The 18,740-nt window shown below is 37.9% G+C and carries 26 protein-coding genes; 10 read left to right on the top strand and 16 right to left on the bottom strand.

Annotated elements, in window-relative coordinates; all coding sequences use genetic code 11:
- Nucleotides 1-195: 195 nt before the first annotated feature.
- From IYQ91_RS06475 to IYQ91_RS06420, 12 genes are all read right to left on the bottom strand, one after another.
- A complete protein-coding gene (locus tag IYQ91_RS06475) occupies nt 196-1,584 on the bottom strand; it encodes a VapE domain-containing protein (RefSeq protein ID WP_195673401.1) in 1,389 nt (462 codons plus the stop codon).
- Nucleotides 1,568-2,395, bottom strand: a complete 828-nt coding sequence (locus tag IYQ91_RS06470) for a bifunctional DNA primase/polymerase (RefSeq protein WP_195673400.1) — start codon at nt 2,393-2,395, stop codon at nt 1,568-1,570. Before IYQ91_RS06470 ends, IYQ91_RS06475 begins: the two co-directional genes overlap by 17 nt.
- 14 nt (nt 2,396-2,409) lie before the next feature.
- Nucleotides 2,410-2,802, bottom strand: a complete 393-nt coding sequence (gene ssb / locus IYQ91_RS06465; protein WP_195673399.1) for a single-stranded DNA-binding protein — start codon at nt 2,800-2,802, stop codon at nt 2,410-2,412.
- A gap of 343 nt (nt 2,803-3,145) precedes the next feature.
- Nucleotides 3,146-3,838 carry an ERF family protein gene (locus IYQ91_RS06460; protein ID WP_195673398.1) on the bottom strand — a complete coding sequence of 231 codons (693 nt, stop codon included), beginning with the start codon at nt 3,836-3,838 and terminating at the stop codon, nt 3,146-3,148.
- A gap of 11 nt (nt 3,839-3,849) precedes the next feature.
- On the bottom strand, nt 3,850-4,164 hold the full coding sequence (locus IYQ91_RS06455) for a hypothetical protein (RefSeq protein ID WP_195673397.1): 315 nt from the start codon (nt 4,162-4,164) through the stop codon (nt 3,850-3,852).
- A gap of 11 nt (nt 4,165-4,175) precedes the next feature.
- Entirely contained in the window at nt 4,176-4,391 is a 216-nt protein-coding gene (locus tag IYQ91_RS06450; protein ID WP_106079282.1) for a hypothetical protein, read from the bottom strand.
- A 10-nt stretch (nt 4,392-4,401) separates the two neighbouring features.
- On the bottom strand, nt 4,402-5,577 hold the full coding sequence (locus tag IYQ91_RS06445) for a DEAD/DEAH box helicase family protein (protein WP_195673396.1): 1,176 nt from the start codon (nt 5,575-5,577) through the stop codon (nt 4,402-4,404).
- A complete protein-coding gene (locus IYQ91_RS06440; RefSeq protein ID WP_195673395.1) occupies nt 5,546-6,010 on the bottom strand; it encodes a hypothetical protein in 465 nt (154 codons plus the stop codon). The genes IYQ91_RS06445 and IYQ91_RS06440 overlap by 32 nt, the downstream gene beginning before the upstream one ends.
- The gene (locus tag IYQ91_RS06435; RefSeq protein WP_195673394.1) at nt 6,007-6,186 is read right to left on the bottom strand and encodes a hypothetical protein; all 180 of its coding nucleotides are present in this window, start codon (nt 6,184-6,186) and stop codon (nt 6,007-6,009) included. The genes IYQ91_RS06440 and IYQ91_RS06435 overlap by 4 nt, the downstream gene beginning before the upstream one ends.
- Nucleotides 6,186-6,668: a siphovirus Gp157 family protein gene (locus tag IYQ91_RS06430; RefSeq protein ID WP_195673393.1), complete on the bottom strand. Its 483-nt coding sequence runs from the start codon at nt 6,666-6,668 to the stop codon at nt 6,186-6,188. Before IYQ91_RS06430 ends, IYQ91_RS06435 begins: the two co-directional genes overlap by 1 nt.
- A 16-nt stretch (nt 6,669-6,684) precedes the next feature.
- Nucleotides 6,685-6,825, bottom strand: coding sequence for a hypothetical protein (locus tag IYQ91_RS06425; protein ID WP_195673392.1), 141 nt, complete (start codon nt 6,823-6,825; stop codon nt 6,685-6,687).
- A gap of 2 nt (nt 6,826-6,827) precedes the next feature.
- Entirely contained in the window at nt 6,828-7,139 is a 312-nt protein-coding gene (locus IYQ91_RS06420) for an excisionase (RefSeq protein WP_106382452.1), read from the bottom strand.
- A 113-nt stretch (nt 7,140-7,252) separates the two neighbouring features.
- Between IYQ91_RS06420 and IYQ91_RS06415 the strand changes: the two genes are divergently transcribed.
- Entirely contained in the window at nt 7,253-7,417 is a 165-nt protein-coding gene (locus IYQ91_RS06415; RefSeq protein ID WP_195673391.1) for a YjzC family protein, read from the top strand.
- 208 nt (nt 7,418-7,625) lie between these two features.
- On the opposite strand, the gene IYQ91_RS06410 is transcribed toward IYQ91_RS06415, so the two are convergent.
- Nucleotides 7,626-7,817, bottom strand: coding sequence for a helix-turn-helix domain-containing protein (locus IYQ91_RS06410; RefSeq protein WP_235499510.1), 192 nt, complete (start codon nt 7,815-7,817; stop codon nt 7,626-7,628).
- Between the two features lie 55 nt (nt 7,818-7,872).
- Between IYQ91_RS06410 and IYQ91_RS06405 the strand changes: the two genes are divergently transcribed.
- On the top strand, nt 7,873-8,550 hold the full coding sequence (locus tag IYQ91_RS06405) for a DUF4145 domain-containing protein (RefSeq protein ID WP_144210101.1): 678 nt from the start codon (nt 7,873-7,875) through the stop codon (nt 8,548-8,550).
- A 92-nt stretch (nt 8,551-8,642) separates the two neighbouring features.
- On the opposite strand, the gene IYQ91_RS06400 is transcribed toward IYQ91_RS06405, so the two are convergent.
- Entirely contained in the window at nt 8,643-8,828 is a 186-nt protein-coding gene (locus IYQ91_RS06400) for a helix-turn-helix domain-containing protein (RefSeq protein WP_195673390.1), read from the bottom strand.
- 174 nt (nt 8,829-9,002) lie between these two features.
- Between IYQ91_RS06400 and IYQ91_RS06395 the strand changes: the two genes are divergently transcribed.
- From IYQ91_RS06395 to IYQ91_RS06380, 4 genes are all read left to right on the top strand, one after another.
- Nucleotides 9,003-9,803, top strand: a complete 801-nt coding sequence (locus tag IYQ91_RS06395) for a DUF4393 domain-containing protein (protein ID WP_195673389.1) — start codon at nt 9,003-9,005, stop codon at nt 9,801-9,803.
- Nucleotides 9,804-10,364: 561 nt separating this feature from the next.
- Entirely contained in the window at nt 10,365-11,126 is a 762-nt protein-coding gene (locus IYQ91_RS06390; RefSeq protein ID WP_195673388.1) for an XRE family transcriptional regulator, read from the top strand.
- 159 nt (nt 11,127-11,285) lie between these two features.
- Nucleotides 11,286-12,233: an Abi family protein gene (locus IYQ91_RS06385; protein ID WP_195673387.1), complete on the top strand. Its 948-nt coding sequence runs from the start codon at nt 11,286-11,288 to the stop codon at nt 12,231-12,233.
- 118 nt (nt 12,234-12,351) lie between these two features.
- On the top strand, nt 12,352-13,494 hold the full coding sequence (locus IYQ91_RS06380) for a tyrosine-type recombinase/integrase (RefSeq protein WP_195673386.1): 1,143 nt from the start codon (nt 12,352-12,354) through the stop codon (nt 13,492-13,494).
- A gap of 87 nt (nt 13,495-13,581) precedes the next feature.
- Here IYQ91_RS06380 and IYQ91_RS06375 read toward each other — a convergent pair whose 3' ends face one another.
- On the bottom strand, nt 13,582-13,857 hold the full coding sequence (locus tag IYQ91_RS06375; protein WP_003023726.1) for an HU family DNA-binding protein: 276 nt from the start codon (nt 13,855-13,857) through the stop codon (nt 13,582-13,584).
- A 128-nt stretch (nt 13,858-13,985) separates the two neighbouring features.
- Nucleotides 13,986-14,819, bottom strand: a complete 834-nt coding sequence (locus tag IYQ91_RS06370; protein ID WP_003031393.1) for a DegV family protein — start codon at nt 14,817-14,819, stop codon at nt 13,986-13,988.
- 229 nt (nt 14,820-15,048) lie between these two features.
- On the opposite strand from IYQ91_RS06370, the gene IYQ91_RS06365 reads away from it, so the two are divergent.
- Genes IYQ91_RS06365 through IYQ91_RS06350 form a run of 4 tightly spaced genes read left to right on the top strand, consistent with a single transcriptional unit; the run spans nt 15,049 to nt 18,708 of the window.
- Nucleotides 15,049-16,002: an ABC transporter permease gene (locus tag IYQ91_RS06365; protein ID WP_195673385.1), complete on the top strand. Its 954-nt coding sequence runs from the start codon at nt 15,049-15,051 to the stop codon at nt 16,000-16,002.
- A complete protein-coding gene (locus IYQ91_RS06360) occupies nt 15,995-16,957 on the top strand; it encodes an iron chelate uptake ABC transporter family permease subunit (RefSeq protein ID WP_117644255.1) in 963 nt (320 codons plus the stop codon). Before IYQ91_RS06365 ends, IYQ91_RS06360 begins: the two co-directional genes overlap by 8 nt.
- A gap of 1 nt (nt 16,958) precedes the next feature.
- The gene (locus IYQ91_RS06355; RefSeq protein WP_003023720.1) at nt 16,959-17,711 is read left to right on the top strand and encodes an ABC transporter ATP-binding protein; all 753 of its coding nucleotides are present in this window, start codon (nt 16,959-16,961) and stop codon (nt 17,709-17,711) included.
- Nucleotides 17,712-17,733: 22 nt separating this feature from the next.
- On the top strand, nt 17,734-18,708 hold the full coding sequence (locus tag IYQ91_RS06350; protein ID WP_195673384.1) for a siderophore ABC transporter substrate-binding protein: 975 nt from the start codon (nt 17,734-17,736) through the stop codon (nt 18,706-18,708).
- The last annotated feature ends 32 nt before the right edge of the window (nt 18,709-18,740 follow it).

The following is an 18,740-nucleotide window of genomic DNA, read 5'->3' as shown; positions in this document are numbered from 1 at the left end:
GTTTAGTGCTCATGGCCAATAATCTCCTTAAATACAATAAGAGAACGACTCAAACTTAAAAAGCTAGAGTTCCATAATTGGGAATCTCTAGCTTTTTTGTGACTGAGAACTATTTTGTCTCAGACTCATGATGGTACATGATGGTACAGTTTGCCTGTTTTGTACCATCAAAACTGGGATGTGTACCATCAAGAATTATTCATTATTTTTGCGAAAATATCCACGAACCATCTTGCCATTTACACGCTTTTGCTTGTATTCCCAATCAATATTATTATCCATAATCAGTTTGATTTTCCGAGCGATTCTCTCACCTCGTGCGCTGTCAATGTCAAATACATTTTTCAAAATCTGCTTAGCCGATACGCTGCCCTGTAATTCTGTGCCGACATAAGCATTTCCTGCCTCGTCTTGATAAGTACCGTTGTTGAAATAACACCACGTATACTGATGTTGCTGGGCAACTGTCATAGCGTCCCAGTCTTCTGGAACTAGCATGTCCAGATAATCATAAATCTGACTTTCTGCCTCATCTCGATAAGTAAACTGCTCTTTGTAAACAGTTAATTCATCCTCGAAGTCATCGTCAAAGGTTAGGTCGAAGCCTTTCTTATAGATAGCAACTGCCTCACCCCACAATTGCGCCACATCTTTATCCGTCATGTCAAACGGCTTCACAAATTGATTTTCCGCATTAACTTTGATTGGCATGAAACGACGCTCACCAGTTTTGTCTCCGAGATATTCAATTTTATTGCTAGTCCTAGCAATAACAAAGTTTTTAGGATATTTTTCAGCACGTCGACCGTAAGACCGTCTAAAAGATAACTCTGTTTTGGTCACAAATGCCTTGAGTTCATCAAAAGTCGTTTTTCTGGATGCCACCATCTCGTCATCATTAACGATCAAGGATTTGAGCATGATTTCGTAATTGTCCTTGTCCATGAAGTCCTTAGCACTGTCTGTGTACCAATCCCCTGCAATCTTCTGCAAGAAGGTGGTCTTACCAGCTCCCTGGCCACCGACCAAGTCTAACACGTAGTCAAATTTGACCCAGGGGTTAAAGACTTTGGCCACTGCGCCAACAAAGAACATTTCAGCAATTTTTTGCACATAAATAGAGTCCTCTGCACCTAACCAAGTTTGAAATACCTGGTTTATCCGCTCTTTGTGGTCCCAGCTATCGTAGGCAGTTTCCATATATTCCTGAACAGGATTGTAAGTTTTTTCCGCAAAGAAAGCTTCAATGCCGTCTCTTAACGCGCTAGCCTTAAACACTGTTTTGAAGTGGTTCTCTAGGTAGACACTTAGGTAAGATTCAAAGGCAGAAGGCAGCTGACCCTTACGTAAGTTGATTGCGTCCAGCTTAACATCTGCCACGATTTCGTGCTCGCCGGTGAACTCATTGTGTCTTAGAAAATCATTGAGCTTGTTGTCGCTCTTCATGGCCAGTAGCACATTTCTTGGACTATCTGCCACAATAGATTCAATTTCAATCTGTTCTCCATTTTCGTCAAGAATTTTCTTTTTTCGCCTTGAAAATTGCTTGATTGAAATATTTACAATCTCACCAATGACGCTCACCACCTCTCAAATGTTTTTTTATCATGCTATCAACTGTCCTTTTTAATTCCCTATCGCTCAATGGCTCCATTGAATGATTGTTTGCAATTTGTGCCAGCTGCAACACATACTGCGGTTCGACTGCTCTTGCTAATAAGGTGCCTGCGAATTTGGCAGCTGTGTCATTGCGGCTACCCTCGTCGCCAAAACCGCAAACTATCATTTCTAAAACTTCTGTAGTCCGATTCCTCTTGCCATTCCCACTCGCCATTTGATAATAGATGTCATCCAAATCACTGCGATTGTTCTTTTTAAGGTATTCTTGCTTAATAGCCAAGACTAAATCTCTGCTGGCTGTGACCATCGTGCCGCCTTCTTTTGACTTGTCCATATCCCATGTATACTCACCTTTTGCCGTTTTGGATGGAGCCACTAGCACATAATTGTTTGGATGAGCTTTAATGTCAACTCCTGGCAAGAACCCAATCATTTGCGTCATGGACACATCCGGATGTTTGAAATAGAAGATGTGCTTACCACCACTAGCAGTCTTAGCCTGCAGTGTAGGAATTAACAAGTCAATCTTATCCCAATTGGCCAAACTCTCATAACCATTGTGCTTACCATGTAGGTCAATATCGATGACAAAGAATTTATCAGTCCGAACAGCAATATTACTGTTCGGATGCTGATTCCAGTAGTTCTCGATTTCTTCCGCTGTCATAGCTGGTTTATCTGCAAATTTAATAGCCGGCTGCTTCCCATTTGGAACTATGGGAATTACAGAAAAACCTTTCTTTTGATAAGCCAAAGCGTACTCTTTCATTCCCATGTCCTACCTACTTTCTAAAATGGTAAATCCTCGTCTGAGATGTCCATTGGATTATTAGCTAGATTATTGTTTGAAGATTGTTGCTGACTACGACTTTCCAATAATTGGAAATTATCCGCTACGACTTCTGTCACATAGACACGTTGACCTTGTTGGTTTTCATAATTACGAGTTTGAATATTTCCGGTAATCCCAACGAGTGCACCTTTTTTACACCAATTTGCAAGGTTTTCAGCAGCTTGTCGCCAAATTACACAGTTAATAAAATCTGCTTCACGCTCCCCATTTTGATTTTTAAATGGTCGGTTGACTGCAAGAGTGAAGCTAGCAACTGCTGTGTTACTTTGAGTCATTCGCAGTTCGGCATCTCGGGTCATTCGACCTACAAGCACTACATTGTTAATCATTCAAAATCTCCTTCATTTTCCCTAAGACATAGCCGTAGCTTTCTTTGACAACGATAAAATCATCTTTTCCAAAAGTGATAACTGTATTTCCTTCCCTAAAATCAATTGCCACAGATTCCACTCTGTAGGCATTGACAGAGATTGGTTTCTCTTTCCAAATATTCTAATGTTTTCGATTTTATCTACCCCTAGCTGGCCGATGAACCATACCCCCACAGTATTAACTGGGCCACCAGTCGCTTCTGCAATATTCTTGATGTCTTCACGCAGTTTCTTAGCTTGAGCGCCAGTAATCTTTTTAGTCTTATTTGTGGATAGTGTTGCATCTGAGTTAGTTCAATCATTATTCAATTCCTTTCACTTTCTTTGTTTTTGTAATCAATTCCTGCGCTTCTTTCAGACGCTCAGCTGGAATGTTTTCGATTTTATCTACCCCTAGCTGGCCGATGAACCATACCCCCACAGTATTAACTGGGCCACCAGTCGCTTCTGCAATATTCTTGATGTCTTCACGCAGTTTCTTAGCTTGAGCGCCAGTAATCTTTTTAGTCTTAGCTGACGGCGCCAGCTTGGTCTGTTGACTATTAGATGTTTTCTGATCTGGCTTAGCTGCTGGTTCTGATTTTGTCGTACTCTTGTTTTGGTTCTGATATTCATCAGAATCCGCGTCTTTGTTATCGTCGATAGCAAAGAGACCATTCAGAGCGTATTTACGAGCATAGCTGGAGGCAGTACCTGTGATTTGACTACCATCCATGCCCTTTTTACTTTCTTCTTCACGCGCCAAACCTTTAACCCCAATAGCTTCACCTTCAGCGTAGAGTGTAACAGAAGATTCAACATAATGGCGCCCCTCAATGTAGGTAATATCATCACTGAGCGTGATAGCTGCTTTATGTTTTTTTAAAATTGGTTTCAGTGCTTCTAGAATATCTTCCGCACTGCGATAGTTATATTTACCAAATGAGTTATATTGCCCTTTCGGGACGATTAGTTCGCTCTGAATGGCTTGCAATACTCCAAATATTTTTCCCATGTTAACTCCTTTTAGTCAAACAACCCTCTCAAAAAATCACGAGTAAGCTTATCAGGCTGCTTTTCAATCTCTCGAACCTCGCTACCGTTTGGATAAGTTAATTCATATGTAGCTTTAACCTTGACAACTTCACAACCAAATATTTTAGCCATGTTTTTGAATTGCATTTTGTCTTCTTCGTATTTTTCGAGAGACATGAACAAAGCGTTGGCAAGATTATCCGTGTAATCTGCTTGGTAGGCTAATGTTCCGCGATCCTCAAACGATTTTAAGAAAGACCCTGTTTCTTTTCTACGCAATACAATAAGTTCTTGATTCATTTTCATTTTGATTCTCCTTAAATTTGATAACCTTCTGGGTATTTTGTAGCAAGCGGTCTGTAGTTAGATTCTGCTTTCTTTCCACATTTCTCGCATTCCATATTTGGGACCACATTATTATGATAGTTTGCGTCATCATATCCGCCATCTATTTTCGTAAAGCCACAATGTTCACACTCATATTCTGCTGTGAAATCTCTTCGGTATTGACTGATAATTTTTTTAATTCGCATTCGTTTCTCCTTAAAAATAAAACTCTATGACTCTCACGTCATGTTGTTGGCGGCTGCCTGTTACCCGCCAAAGCAGCTGTCTATAATCATCATAGCTGCCATCTGATTTATTGACCGGATCCAGCACTACGATTGTTTTAAATTTATACTGCAGACCATCAACTCCGACACCTAACACTTGACTAGTAGCCACAACGTTGGTCTGTTCTAGGGAGTCTTTCTTGTCCCCCGTCCAAATGCCAATTTCTGGGTGACGTTCTCGGATAACCTCCACAATCTGTTTAGACTTGCTAACTATCAACATTTCTGTCTTGCTAGCTAACAGGAGATCCAACTGGAGCAGCATAGGCGTGTCTTGATTGACCGCTTTAAGCTTTGGGAAATCCACTTCAAAGCCTGTCTGTGTGAGGTACCTTTCAAAAGTCTTTCGGCCAAATGTCTGTTTTGCCATGGCGTACTTGCCATCTTTTCCGACAATGTTCAGCTTTCTAAACTGTTCCAATTCTTCCGGATTAGCAGTCAAGCACCAGACAGGCTCAAAGATGACCTCAAAGCCATTGTTTTTTTCTGCTTCTTCAATCTCCTCAACATCTTCCCAGCGGAAAAAGTTTGGCAGATTAGCTACATAGCTTTCATAGTCTCGGAAGTCATCCCATTCTTGCTTAGAATAGCTGAATTTGGAATATTTCATCTTCCCGTGGGCTAGTTGCCAGTTTTCCTTTTGGTTTGGTTCGGCCGCTCCAAAAAATGTCTTTTCGAGCGGATAGAAGTTTTGCCCCTTCTTCCTGATGGGCGTTGCTGACAAACCTACAGTATAGCTGCGTTTGACCTTCTGATAAGCCTTCACATTGGCATCGCTAGACATATTCTGCCACTCGTCAACAATGAACACATCGCACTCAATAGACTCACCACTTGCAAGTCTGTTCTGCAATCTGCGGTCTGTCATAGTCTCTAATTCAAAATCAGTGTTGTAGCCTAATTTTTGATAAGTGCTGTTCCATCCGTTCAGGATAGCTAGTCGATTATTGATAACCAGGACTTTTTTTGCTCCCTTGTGCTTTGCGATTTCAAAAGCACAGATGGTTTTACCACGGCCGCCGTATGCCTCAAGGAAGATACCAGGGCAGTCACGGTCACTACGTTTGACCGCTTCAGCCTGCCATTTGCGTAATTCGATTGCCAATGTCCACAATCACCTCCTCGATGTCATTCCGTTGGGCATAAAATAGCCCAAGCCTTGCAGCTGCCCTCACATCGTTGTGATGACTCTTATCAAATGTCCAAAGCCCCAAAGCTTTTAGTAAGTCATCTGGTATATCCGCTTGATAACCTGCATTCCTCTGTAAAATCAGATCAGGATAGCACAACTCAATAGCTTCAATGGTCTCAACTACCGAGTTGTCTCTGGAATAATCATTATCTCTTACCTCGAATTTCTCAACCACTACTGTATCCACTTCGAGAGTACGGCCAATTTCTTTGAACCAGGTCTTAAAATTTTGAGCACCGAACAGCACTACCCAATAGTCGACCAATCTTGCATTATCCAGGAGCACAATTCCAGTTGTACTGCTTTCAATTCGATTGCTTGAGGGGTCAATTGATAAAATCCTCATACATTCACCTTCTCAGAAAGCACACCATCAAATAGAGCCGTTTCAAACCAATTCTGTTTATTTGCTTTTGCAAAAGCAAACAATGTTTTCAATTCTTTATGCTGCTTGTCTTTTATTTTTAGCTCTTCTTCATTTGTAAATTCAGGCTTCTCACAATTTTTGTTAATCAATCCCATCAGCGAATCCTCAAACTTCTATTTTCCTGCAGCTCTGCGCCCTTGATTTTCTTGCCTTCTTTTAATAATTCATAGAGGCCTTTTTTGTCAGGCGTTACTGTTATTTTCTTATTCCAATATTTCTTAGGCAAGAGACTTTCATCAACCTTGACGCTAGCCTTAGAATTTTGAATTGCAATAGTAAACAATGATGACTTGATTCTCTCATTGCCTGTCACTTCCATGGCCGTCTGCAGATTGTCTTTGAGTACGCCGATTTTATTCTGCAAACTCTTCTTCCGATCTTGTAGTCGTTTGATTTCTTCATCAATTCCCGGAATGTCTGCTTCTAAATTTTTGATAACCTTGACATAGCCTTCTGCTTTGTTGACGAAGTCCTCTTCCCAGTCCATACCTTCCAGAGTATCTTGCTTTGTTTGTTCGTCAATATCCATTTCATAAATAGTCAGATATTGACCTGTTAATTCATATAGTGTACTCATTTTGTTACCTCTTTCATTAAGCTGCTTCCATCCGACTCTTAATATTCATCAAGAGACCTTTCAAATTGCATTTCTCAGTCTCTGATAAGTTGCACTTATCAATAAATTTTGCGATAAGCTTAAAGGCTTTTTCTATTCTTTTTTCTTTGTCTAGCATTCTTACACTCCTAATTGTTTTTCACGTTTAATGTTTTCCAGCATCTCTGCCAGTGTTTCTTTTTTGGGTCTGTATCGGTTACGGGATTTCCATTTGACGAACAGGCGAAATCCTTCGTAATTGACAAAGACGATTCTGTGAGTTGGGTTGTCAATGAATTGTCGAAAGTCTGGATGTTCTCTCATTTCTGCCGCCCAACCTTTAGCAGTTCCGACTGTCAACCCTTCCCATATTTGGCAAAGGTGTGCATAGTCACCATATGTTGCTTTTTCAGACTGATTGGCAGGTCTGTAAACTATTTCTGCTTTTGGCATAGTAAATTGTTCCCTTCTGTGCTATAATTAAATTAGTTATTTTGGTAAGCGACTGATTTTTCAGTTGCTTTTTTGTTATAATCGACTTATCAACCTAGGAAGGAGGATTGCTTATGGTAACTCCAATTAAACCTGGCACCGATAACCAACCAGCTGGTCACTATGTTGAAGTTGGTCCTCGCGGAGGACACGTTGCCAACGGTCATACTGCTACTATTGGAAAAGGTGATCGTTTACCTCCAACTTCAGCTAAAGGCAATGGTTGGAAGAAAGTCTAGCCCTTATCTGCGTACAGTCGTTCAATGATTGTACGTTTTTGTGATAAACAAAAGCATTTACCAAAAATATCAATTTGGATCCATGCCTCGGCATAATCTTTCCCATCTCTAGCATAATGCGTGATGTAATGATGAATCATTTTTTCTTCTCCTTTTTTAAAATTGCTATAATTGACTTATTTTGAGTTTAATTTGTTAAACATTTATTTCAAAAAAAATCTTTTACATGTTTGTTAAAAACTCCGGCTAACTTTTGAAGTGTTCGAAGTTTAACAGTTGAAAACTGACCTGATTCTATCAAATGTATTGTTGTTCGAGAAACATTTGACTTCTCTGCGAGTTCCTCTTGAGACATTTTTTCTGCCTCACGCCATTTTTTTAAACGTTCTCCTTGCACCACTCCTCACCTCCTTTCAAATTTGGTATAATAGAATAAAAACGATTGGAGAAAATCTATGTTTGTAGAAATTCAAATAAGTAACTATGCCAGACAAGATGTTGTAATAGAGAATTCCTGCCCTAATTGCCGAAAACCAATCATCCCAGATGTTGTAAGCAAAGGGAGCAGTGAAAAATCTGTAGGAAAAAGTAATATTTTCATAACATTGCAGTGTCCAGGTTGCGAACATTTCTGGGTAGAAGAGTTTTCTGCCACTCTTGACGGCACAAACCATTACAATCTAACACATGTTGAAGTTAAACCTGAATTGCCTAGTGATATCCCAATGCCAGAAGATATTGACATCATTTCGCCTATCGGAAAAGATATTTACCTACAAGCCCTAAAAGCTGAAAACGAGAAGCTTGACCATATTGCAGGCATTGGCTATCGTAAAGCTTTAGAATTTTTTGTTAAAGATTTTGTTATTTTGACAAACATGGATGATAAAGCCAAGATTGAAAGAATGCAACTCAAGCAAGTCATAGATACATATATTGATGATGAAGAGTTGAAGACAGTTGCTCTAGCTTCAACATACATTGGCAACGACGAAGGTCACTACTTCCGAAAAAATCCAGATAAGGATATTTATGACTTAAAAAACTATTTACATGGCTTCATTTTCTACCTTGGTAAGAAACTTACTTTTCTTGATGCTCAAGAGCTTGTGAATCGCTCAAAGAAATCTTAGAATCAATTTCTTCTACTTTCCCAGCAATATACGTTACAGTCCTCAGTATTTCATTGAGGGCCGTTCTTTCTAATTCATTCATTTTCTTCTCCTTATCTAAATTCATCTAGACTGACATCCAATGCGTCAGCTATTTTTTGCATGTTGTCAAAGTAAATGCGTTTTGTACGACCAACCTTTAAATTGATGAGTACATTCTGGTCAATTCCAGCTTTTTTACTGACAGCATACATCGTCATTCCTTTGCGATCCATGACAGCCTTTATTTTTTCCCACATGTTACTCCTCCTACCATATATTGTATTTTTGTTTAAAAACATTGCAATAATATACCATATATTGACAATTTGCTATATTTATTTTATAATATATCCATGATTAACAATTAAGCCAACTTTAACTAGCAATTAAACTCTTATTGTTAATCAAATAATTAAGAAAGTGCAGCGACGATGACTAAAGATAGCTCAAAAAATGATTTACTTAATCCTTTACCTATTTCAAAAAATACTGGAGACGCCTTATTCAAGCCTGCTGCAACTTCTATCGGAGAAGCTTCTAAAACTTTATTAGATGGTGTTTTCCATCTAGCCTTTGATCCTATTAGAAAATTCAATATACAACGTGAAGCTTACTTAGAACGTTTTAAAATAGAAGTACAGACCTCTGTTCAAACCATTCCAGAAAAGTATCAAGATGATTCGAAAATAGGACTAGTTTTAAAGAGTATAGAGGATTCTAAATATCAATTAAACAGTGATGAACTACGAGCAATGTTTACAAGATTAATCACAGTAACACTTGATTCGAGAGCGAATTCTTCCATTAGTCCTAAGTTTAGTGCCATTATTTCTGAAATGTCGCCTAGAGAGGCTCGCTTATTGGAAATGATTTATTACAACACAGCTTCGTTGGTTCCTTTTGTAAGATTGAAAGCAGAAAACAAATCAACTTACTCTTCTAAAAAACTAGGAAATGGATTTTTACTATTAGATGACCATTCTGAGAATTCAATGTCATTAGAACTATCCTTGCTCGAAAGCGCCAACCTTATCACATTCCATGAAGATACTAGACTGATACATTCTCACTTTGCCGATATATTCACAGAGTTCAGAAGTTTCTTCCCAGAAGACTTAAATACATTTCTACCAGATATTTCCGATGAAGAAGAGTTGGTTTTCGAACATTCGTATTACTCACTAACAGAATTAGGTGAATCTTTCTGTAAAATTGTTTTCAAATCAATGTAACTTAGTATTCTCTTCTCCATAACTGCTAACTCTTTAGCCAAATAGTAACTATAAATTCTCAAGATAATGAAAGTTATTAGTATGTTCATAATTATTATCAGAACAAAAAACATCTTTCCCTTCCTCCTTAAAAAATAAAATTCCAAATCACAATCGCAAGTATCACACCTATTGCGACCAGTCCACCGATTGTCCAAAGTTGCTCTTTTTTCATTGCTTTTCACCTCACATTATGCTAGAATGACATTGTAAGAGTTGGGGCTTGCGCCCCACTCCTACAATCCACGTCCTCTATTTGAAGAGGATTTGTAACAACACTGCGATAAGTGCGATTATCGCTGCTATTACTGTGGCTCTTGGCTGTGTCAGCCAAGGGCCTTTTTGTTTACGCCGGCGTTTTAGCATAATGTTTTTTCCTTTCGTTTTATTTGCTTATCTCTAAGCTTGATTATAGTTTAACATGTTAAACATAATTTGTCAAGTGTGTTAAACAAAAAATATTTACTTTTTTTATTTTTAAGTGTATAATAGATTAAACAACATATAGAAAGGAGTTTTTTAATGAAATTAGGAGAATTACTAAAATCATACAGATCAGAACATAAGTTATCTATGGATGCTTTTTGCGAATTATCTGATTTAACAAAAGGGTATATTTCTATGCTTGAAAAAAATGAGCATCCGAAGTCAAAAAAACCTATTGTTCCATCTTATGAAACGATAGAAAAAATTGCTAAAGGCATGCAAATTTCTGCAGAAGATTTGATTGATATGCTTGATGACGATCAAGAAATTCAAATCAATGCTACTCCCCCTGTTCTTTCAAAATCTGAAATCCAACAAATCTACGACCAGCTTCACCAGCCACGTCAAGAAAAAGTATTGACATTTGCTGACAAGCAGCTCAAAGAGCAGAAAAGTGAAAACTCAAGTATAGCAGAGCTACTTACTGAATACCACGTATTCGAGAAATTATCTGCCGGAAATGGTTACGACTACATGGAAGACCGCAACTATGATGTCGTATTTTACAACAAAGATATAGATCACGACTTTGCTTCTTGGGTCTATGGTGATTCCATGGAACCTAAATTCCTTGACGGATCTGTCGCCCTTATTAAAGATACTGGTTGGGACTATGATGGCGCCATTTATGCCGTGGATTGGGACGGTCAAAGCTATATCAAGAAAGTCTATAAAGAAAAAGATGGCCTAAGGCTCGTCTCTATCAATGACAAATACGATGATAAATTCGCAAAATGGGAAGAAGAACCCCGTATCATCGGTAAGGTGGTTGGCAATTTTATGCCGGTGGAGAGATAAAATTTCAAGTATAATTTAAAAAATTATAAAAAAACGATAGAAAAATATTGACAAAAATAATGGAAAAGGATAAAATGAAGACACTTGAAAGTTAGTGCCAGAATCTCTACGGGGACTGGTGCGGGAAAAGTCCTTCTCCATTTTGGAGGAGGGCTTTTTTTGAAACCATTTAAAACAGTTGATCAACAATTAGAGATACTAGCGGATAGAGGTTTGTACATTAAGGACATTCCAAAATCTAAAAAGTATCTTCTTAGTAACAACTATTACAATATTGTAAATGGGTATGGAAAATTTTTTCAAACCGACCAAGATAAATTTGTTGATGGTGCTACATTTGATGAATTATCCACACTATACACTTTTGACAAAGATATCAAACGCTCAATTTTACAAGCTATCCTAACAGCTGAGCACCATATCAAATCTATAACCGCCCATCGCTTTTCAGAAGAGAATTCTGATGCTCGATATGCTTATCTCAATAGTAGTTCATATGCAGAGGACAAAATATTGGAAGTGGGGACTGTTATTTCAAAACTTGCCAGAATTATTAATTTTAATAAAAAATTTCGAGATAACCCTATCAATCATTATGTTAACCAACATAATGATGTACCGATATGGGTTTTGACAGATTTTCTTGAATTTGGTGATTTGAGAATGATTATTGAAAACTTACCAACATCAATCCAAAATAATATCGCAAAAGATTTGGTTAGTTTCCTAAAAACAGGGAATCCTAGTTTTAATGGTGTATTTCCTCCTGAAACGATGATTTCTTTCCTAAAAAATATCAATCAAACTAGAAATATTTGTGCTCACAACAATCGCCTTTTAAATTACAACTGTTACGCTAATAGTGTTTATTTCTCACCAATCCACGACGGCACTGGCTTGCAAGATGATAACTCTAGAAAATCCGTTTACTCAACGATAGTTAGTTTGCAATGTTTTATTAGTCATGCAGAATTTGTTATATTGTGGAATTCTATTAGAAAACGAACCAAAAAACTTAGTATTAAATTAAGTTCTATTGATGTTAATATCATCAACGAATCTTTAGGTTTCCCCTGGGATTGGCACTTAGAAGAGCCATTGAAATAACAAAAAGCCCCACACTCGCCATCGCCAAATTTTGAGTGTGAGGCATCTCGTATAAAGAATAGGTATTAAAAAACCCTTTTCTTTGTACCCATTTTACCAAAATATAGGAGAAAACACAATGTGGGTAGAACAACACAAAAGCGGAAAAGTGAATTTTGTTGAAAGATACCGTGACCCTTATACCAACAAATGGAAAAGAACGTCTATACTCATGGAGAAGGACACCCCCAGAATACGAAAAGAAGCTCAAAAGATACTTGATACTAAGATAACTAACCTTTTGAATAACCTAAAAACGTCAGAAATGCTCTTTACAGCTCTTTTAGACCAGTGGTGGGGATTTTATCAGCAAGAGATAAAACGGTCGTCTATCGCTTCGTTAATGGGCAATATCAAAGAAATAAGAGAGTCTTTTGGACTGAATGTAAAAGTGGTCAATATTGATCCCAAATATGTCCAAACTTACCTAGACAATCTCGACTGCTCCAGAAACAAGAAAGAACGTCACAAATCTATGCTCAACCTTGCTTTTGATTACGCTGTTGATCTGAATATTATTAAAGATAATCCGTCTCGGCGGGCCAAGCTCCCGCGAATAAAGAAAACTTTGGAAGATTGGAAGAAAATTGAAGAAAAATATCTTGAAGAGGATGAAATCCAACCGCTTCTTAAAGAGTTATATCGACGCCCCAACACTTACCGTTTAGGGTTACTGTCTGAGTTCATGAGCCTAAATGGCTGCCGCATTGGTGAGGCGGTCAGTATCGAACCAACAAATTATGATTTTGAAACCAGGGCTCTACAGTTGCACGGGACCTATGACCACACAGAGGGCTACCGTAACGGCGAAAAAACAACTCCCAAAACTCTTGCCTCCTACCGGGAAACAATCATGACCAACCGGGAAATGGAAATCCTCAAAGAAATAGAGTTCATGAATGAACTGGAAAAAAATACCAATCTACGATATAGAGACATGGGCTACCTTTTCACAACTAAAAACGGAGTCCCCATTCAAACTAACTCTTTCAACCTAGCTCTTAAAGCTGCCAACAAGCGATTGGAAAAACCGATTCAGAAAAATCTTACCAGCCACATCTTCCGTCATACTCTAGTCAGCCGTCTGGCTGAAAACAATGTCCCACTTAAAGCTATTATGGATCGTGTCGGTCACGCTGATTCAAAGACAACTGTTCAAATTTACACCCACATCACCAAGAAAATGAAGTCAAATGTGGCTGATATCATGGAAAACTATTGATTTTATGCCCCAAAAATGCCCCAAAACACAAGAAAAGCCTATTGAACAACGCCGAAACGTTGATACAATAGGCTTTTTGTCGTTGAATTATTTAACAGCGTCTTTAAGAGCTTTACCTGCTTTAAATGCTGGTACTTTAGAAGCTGCAATTGTGATTTCTGCACCAGTTTGTGGGTTGCGACCTTTACGAGCTGCACGTTCACGAACTTCAAAGTTACCAAAACCAATCAATTGAACTTTTTCACCAGCTGCAAGGTATTCAGTTACTGCTGCAAATACCGCATCAACTGCTGCTGCTGAATCTTTCTTAGTCAATTCTGTAGCTTCTGCTACTTTTGCAATCAAATCTTGTTTGTTAGCCATTTAACAAATCCTCCAAAATATTTTATGAATTAGTAGTCACTAACTCTAACAAGTATTATCATATCTAAAAAATGTTATTAGGTCAAGCACAAAACGAACTTTTTTCAATTTTTCCAAAAATATCAAACTTATTCATAGCGAACGAGGATTGCCCACGCATTTTCACCTGTATGTGTTTGAATAATAGAACCAGTCTCCAAAACAGAAATCGTTTTTTCCACACACGGTTGCAAAATCTGTTTCATTTCGTTCGCCAATTCGGCAGTTCCTGCATACGAAATTCCAATCTCTGCTACTTTTTTATCTTTTAAGCTTTCAACTAAATCATTAACCCATTTTTTGAAGGTTTTTACACCACGCCCCTTAACAATCGGTTGTAATTCATGGTTTTTCATTTGCATAACTACTCGAATATTAAGCAACGAACTGAGAAGCCCAGTCACACGACCAATACGACCACCTTTTACAAGATTTTCAAGCGTTGACACACCGATATACAATTCTGTTTTTTCACGTACTTCTTCGATTCTTGCTAAAATAACATCAAAGTCTGCACCTTCTTTTGCTAGTTTTGCAGCTTCAACCACTTGAAACTTCAAAGCTTGATCCGTAAAAGAGCTATCAATCACTGTTACATCTACATTTGCCAAGGTTGCCCCTTGTCGTGCAGCTTCGACCGTTCCAGACAAAGCATGCGACATATGGATAGAAATGATTTTATCGGCAGTTTCTCCGAGTGTTTCAAAGATTTCTGCAAAAACACCAACTGGTGGTTGACTAGTTTTCGGTAGATTTTTGCTTGACTGCATCAAATGAAGAAATTCTCCTTCTTTTAAGTCAGAATCTGAATAAACAACACCGTCTACCATTACAGACAAAGGGACGATTGTAATCTCTAAATCCTCTACAACTTGCGGTTCAATCGTAATAGATGAATCCGTTACAATTTTGATTTTTGTCATGGTTTTCCTACTTTTATAAATTTTATCTATTTAATTTATTATATCAAAAAAATAACTTTTTGTGGAATAATTTTTCTGGATAAAATGTGTAAAAGGTGTGTAGAGCTTTCTATTTTTCTAAATAAACAGAATTATTAAATTTTCAGAAAATAATTGACACTGTTTTATTTTTTTGTTAGCCTAGTGATGTATCTTATTGAAGCTGTTGCTTTGAAGAAAGGGTTGATAAATGAAACAGACAAAATTTTTAGGAATTCTTTGTCTTGCTCTGGTTATGATTTCAATTACAGTTGGTTCTAGTCACTTTTCGTGGTGGCAGCTGCTACATGGAGATAAGCAGACCGGGCTACTATTTTGGGAGTCTCGCTTGCCAAGGACAGTCAGCATTCTCCTAGCAGGCTCTAGCATGAGCATTGCCGGGCTTCTTATGCAGACTGTTACACAAAATCATTTTGCTGCTCCTAGTACAGTTGGAACGGTCGAGGCTGCGAAATTTGGTATGTTGCTTAGTTTATTTTTCTTTCCGTCAGCCACATTAGCGAAAAAAATGCTATTTGCTTTTGTATCTGCTATTTTTTTTACGATTATTTTTATTAGATTTATCAGAAAATTCTCATTTAAAGAAAAATGGTTGTTACCGCTTGTCGGGATTGTTTACAGTGGAGTAATTAGTGCAGCCGGAGAAATCATTGCTTATCGTTTTGATCTTGTCCAAAGCATGACTTCATGGACACAAGGCTCTTTTTCCATGATTCAGAAACATCAATATGAATGGTTATTTTTAAGTTTGATTATCTTGATTGCAGTATGGAAGCTATCAGCCACGTTTACCATTATGAATCTAGGGGAAGACGCCAGTCATAATCTAGGCATTTCCTTTTACCAAATGGAGGGAATGACGTTGTTTCTCATTGCATTGACGACAAGTGTGACGATGATTACAGTCGGCTCTCTTCCATTTATCGGAATCATTGTTCCAAACATCATTCGGAAATTTTATGGTGACCATATCACGCGCATTAAGGGGCTGACCGCATTAACTGGTTCCTGTCTCATCTTGGTCTGTGATATTGTAGCTCGTCTAGTCATTCGCCCTTACGAAGTTTCCGTCAGCTTGATTTTAGGAATTTTAGGTAGTTTGGCTTTCGTATATCTTTTATGGCGAGGTGCTGCTCATGAATAAAATGAAGAGTCAAACAAGAAATCGCTTACTTTTATTGCTTTTGGTAGCTAGCTTGAGTGGCTTGTTATATCTCATGCCAATGGACTATCCTTTAACAGGTTTTATTATGAAATTGCGCTCGCAAAAGTTACTAGCCTATCTCTTAGTCGCCATAACTGGAGGTCTTGCTACAATCAGCTTTCAAACAATCACAGAGAATCGTTTTTTAACACCAAGCATTCTTGGAATGGAATCTCTCTATGTCTTTATGCAGACGATTTATCTTTTCTTTGCTAGCAAATTCATCGGCAATACTGGTCATCCTTTGCTTGAGTTTATCTTAGTCTTACTCATACAGTGTGGCTTCTTTTTCTGCCTGCAACCTGCATTAAAAAAGCTACTCCAGCAAGGATTTGTATTTATTTTATTGATTTGCATGGCACTAGGGACGCTCTTTAGAAGCGCCAGCATATTCTTGCAGGTGCTAATGGATCCTAACGAATATGATAAACTGCAGACAAAACTATTTCCTTCCTTTCAACGAATGAATATGGATATTCTATCTGTCGCTGCAATTATCATTGGACTAGCAGGTTTGTATTTGTTAAAGAAGAACGCTATTTTGAATATCTTTCATTTGGATAAAAAGACAGCTACTATTTTAGGTGTAGAAGTTGAAAAAGAGCAAAAAAAGATACTATGGGCAATTGTTTTGCTGACTTCAACGACAACTGCTCTCGTTGGACCTATGATGTTCTTCGGCTTTATGATGTCCAATTTAGCCTATCTGTTAATCAAAGAATACCAACACAAATGGTTATTCTCAGTAGCAATTTTACTCGGTTTTCTTTCTCTAACTACTGGGCAAATGCTGGTAGAGCGCGTCTTTCAGCTCCAAATCAATGTCAACATGGTCATTGAGCTTGTCGGAGGGTTATTCTTCTTTTATCTTTTAGCTAAGGAGGCAAAACGCTAGAATGCAATTAAAAAATGTTGGCAAATCATTTGGAAATCAAGCAATTTTAGAAGATATTCAACTGAATATTTCACCGAGCAAATTCACCGCCTTTATTGGACCAAATGGTGCTGGAAAATCAACGCTGCTTTCCATTATGAGCCGTTTGCTCAAGAAAGATCACGGTTTTCTCAGTATCAAGGGAAAAGAAATTGAAGCGTGGAACTCAAAAGAGCTCGCCAAAGAATTAACCATTTTAAAACAGAAAATCAATTATCAATCTAAATTAACGGTTGAAGAATTGGTTTCCTTCGGTCGCTTTCCTTATAGTCAGGATCGTTTGACAAAAGAAGATTTCAAAAAAGTAGAGCAAGCACTTGAATATCTGGACATTCTTGATTTAAGAAACCGTTTTATTGATACACTCTCCGGAGGTCAATTGCAGCGCGTTTTTATCGCTATGGTGCTCACTCAAGACACTGATTTTATCCTTTTGGACGAGCCACTAAACAATCTAGATATTAAGCAAAGTATTTCTATGATGAAAATCTTGCGATCTCTTGTTGACGACTTAGGAAAAACGATTATCATTGTCATTCATGACATCAATATTGCCAGTCAATATGTTGATGAAATTGTCGCCTTTAAAGACGGAAAAGTCTTTTATCAAGGCACAACCAATCAGGTCATGAGAAAAGAAATTTTAGATCCATTGTATGAAATGGACATTACCCTTGGGGAAATCAATGGTAAAAAAGTTTGTATTTATCTATAATATTGATTTTGGAGGAATTCTAATGAAACAGAATACAAAAACACTACTTCTATCTCTCTTCACAGCTATTGCAGTTGTGCTACTCGCTGCTTGCGGAGCCAATAAACAGTCCAATTCAAAAACGACAAATTCTTCATCTGCTTCTAGTGAAGTCACTGTTCAAACAGCAAATGGTGAAGTTAAAGTTCCAACCAACCCTAAAAAAATTGTAACACTCGATTTAGGTGCAGCCGATACCATTCGTGCTTTGGGCAAAGAAAGCAACATTGTCGGTATGCCAAAGAAGACTCTGCCTGCTTACTTAAAAAATTTACCAGGTAGCATTAAAAATGTAGGTAGCATGAAAGAACCGAATATGGAAGCTATCGCAGCTTTAAAACCAGACTTGATTATTGCTTCTGGTCGTACAGCTCAATATGTCAAGAAACTCAAGGAAATTGCCCCTACTGTATTATTCCAAACAGACAACAAAGACTACTGGGGTTCTACCAAGAAAAACATCCTTTCTTTAGCAAGTATCTTTGGAGAAGACGGAACCAAAAAAGCTAAAAGTGAATTAGCTACATTAGACAAAGAAATTCAAACCGTTGTTGCTGCCAATGAAAAATCAAATAAAAATGCTCTTGCGATGATGTTAAATGAAGGTGCAATATCTGCTTTCGGAGCTAAATCACGTTTTGCTTTCCTTTACAGTACTTTGAAATTCAAACCAACAGATGCTAAAATCAAAGAATCAAGACATGGACAAGAAGTCAGCTTTGAAAGTATCAAACAAATCAATCCAGACATTATCTTTGTTCTGAACCGCACTCTTGCTATCGGTGGGGACAATTCGGCCAATAAAGACTTACTGAATAACTCACTGATCCAAGAAACAAATGCTGCTAAAAACAAAACTATTGTAAACTTGACATCCGACCTCTGGTACCTAAGCGGAGGCGGACTCGAATCCACAAAATTGATGATTGAAGATGTAAAAAATGTAGCTGGGAAATAATATAAAAGAGCTGGAGAAAACCTTAAATGAAT

Source organism: Streptococcus sp. HF-2466 (genome assembly GCF_015594645.1).
GTDB classification, from domain to species: domain Bacteria; phylum Bacillota; class Bacilli; order Lactobacillales; family Streptococcaceae; genus Streptococcus; species Streptococcus anginosus.
This window is presented reverse-complemented; position numbering and strand designations above follow the sequence as displayed.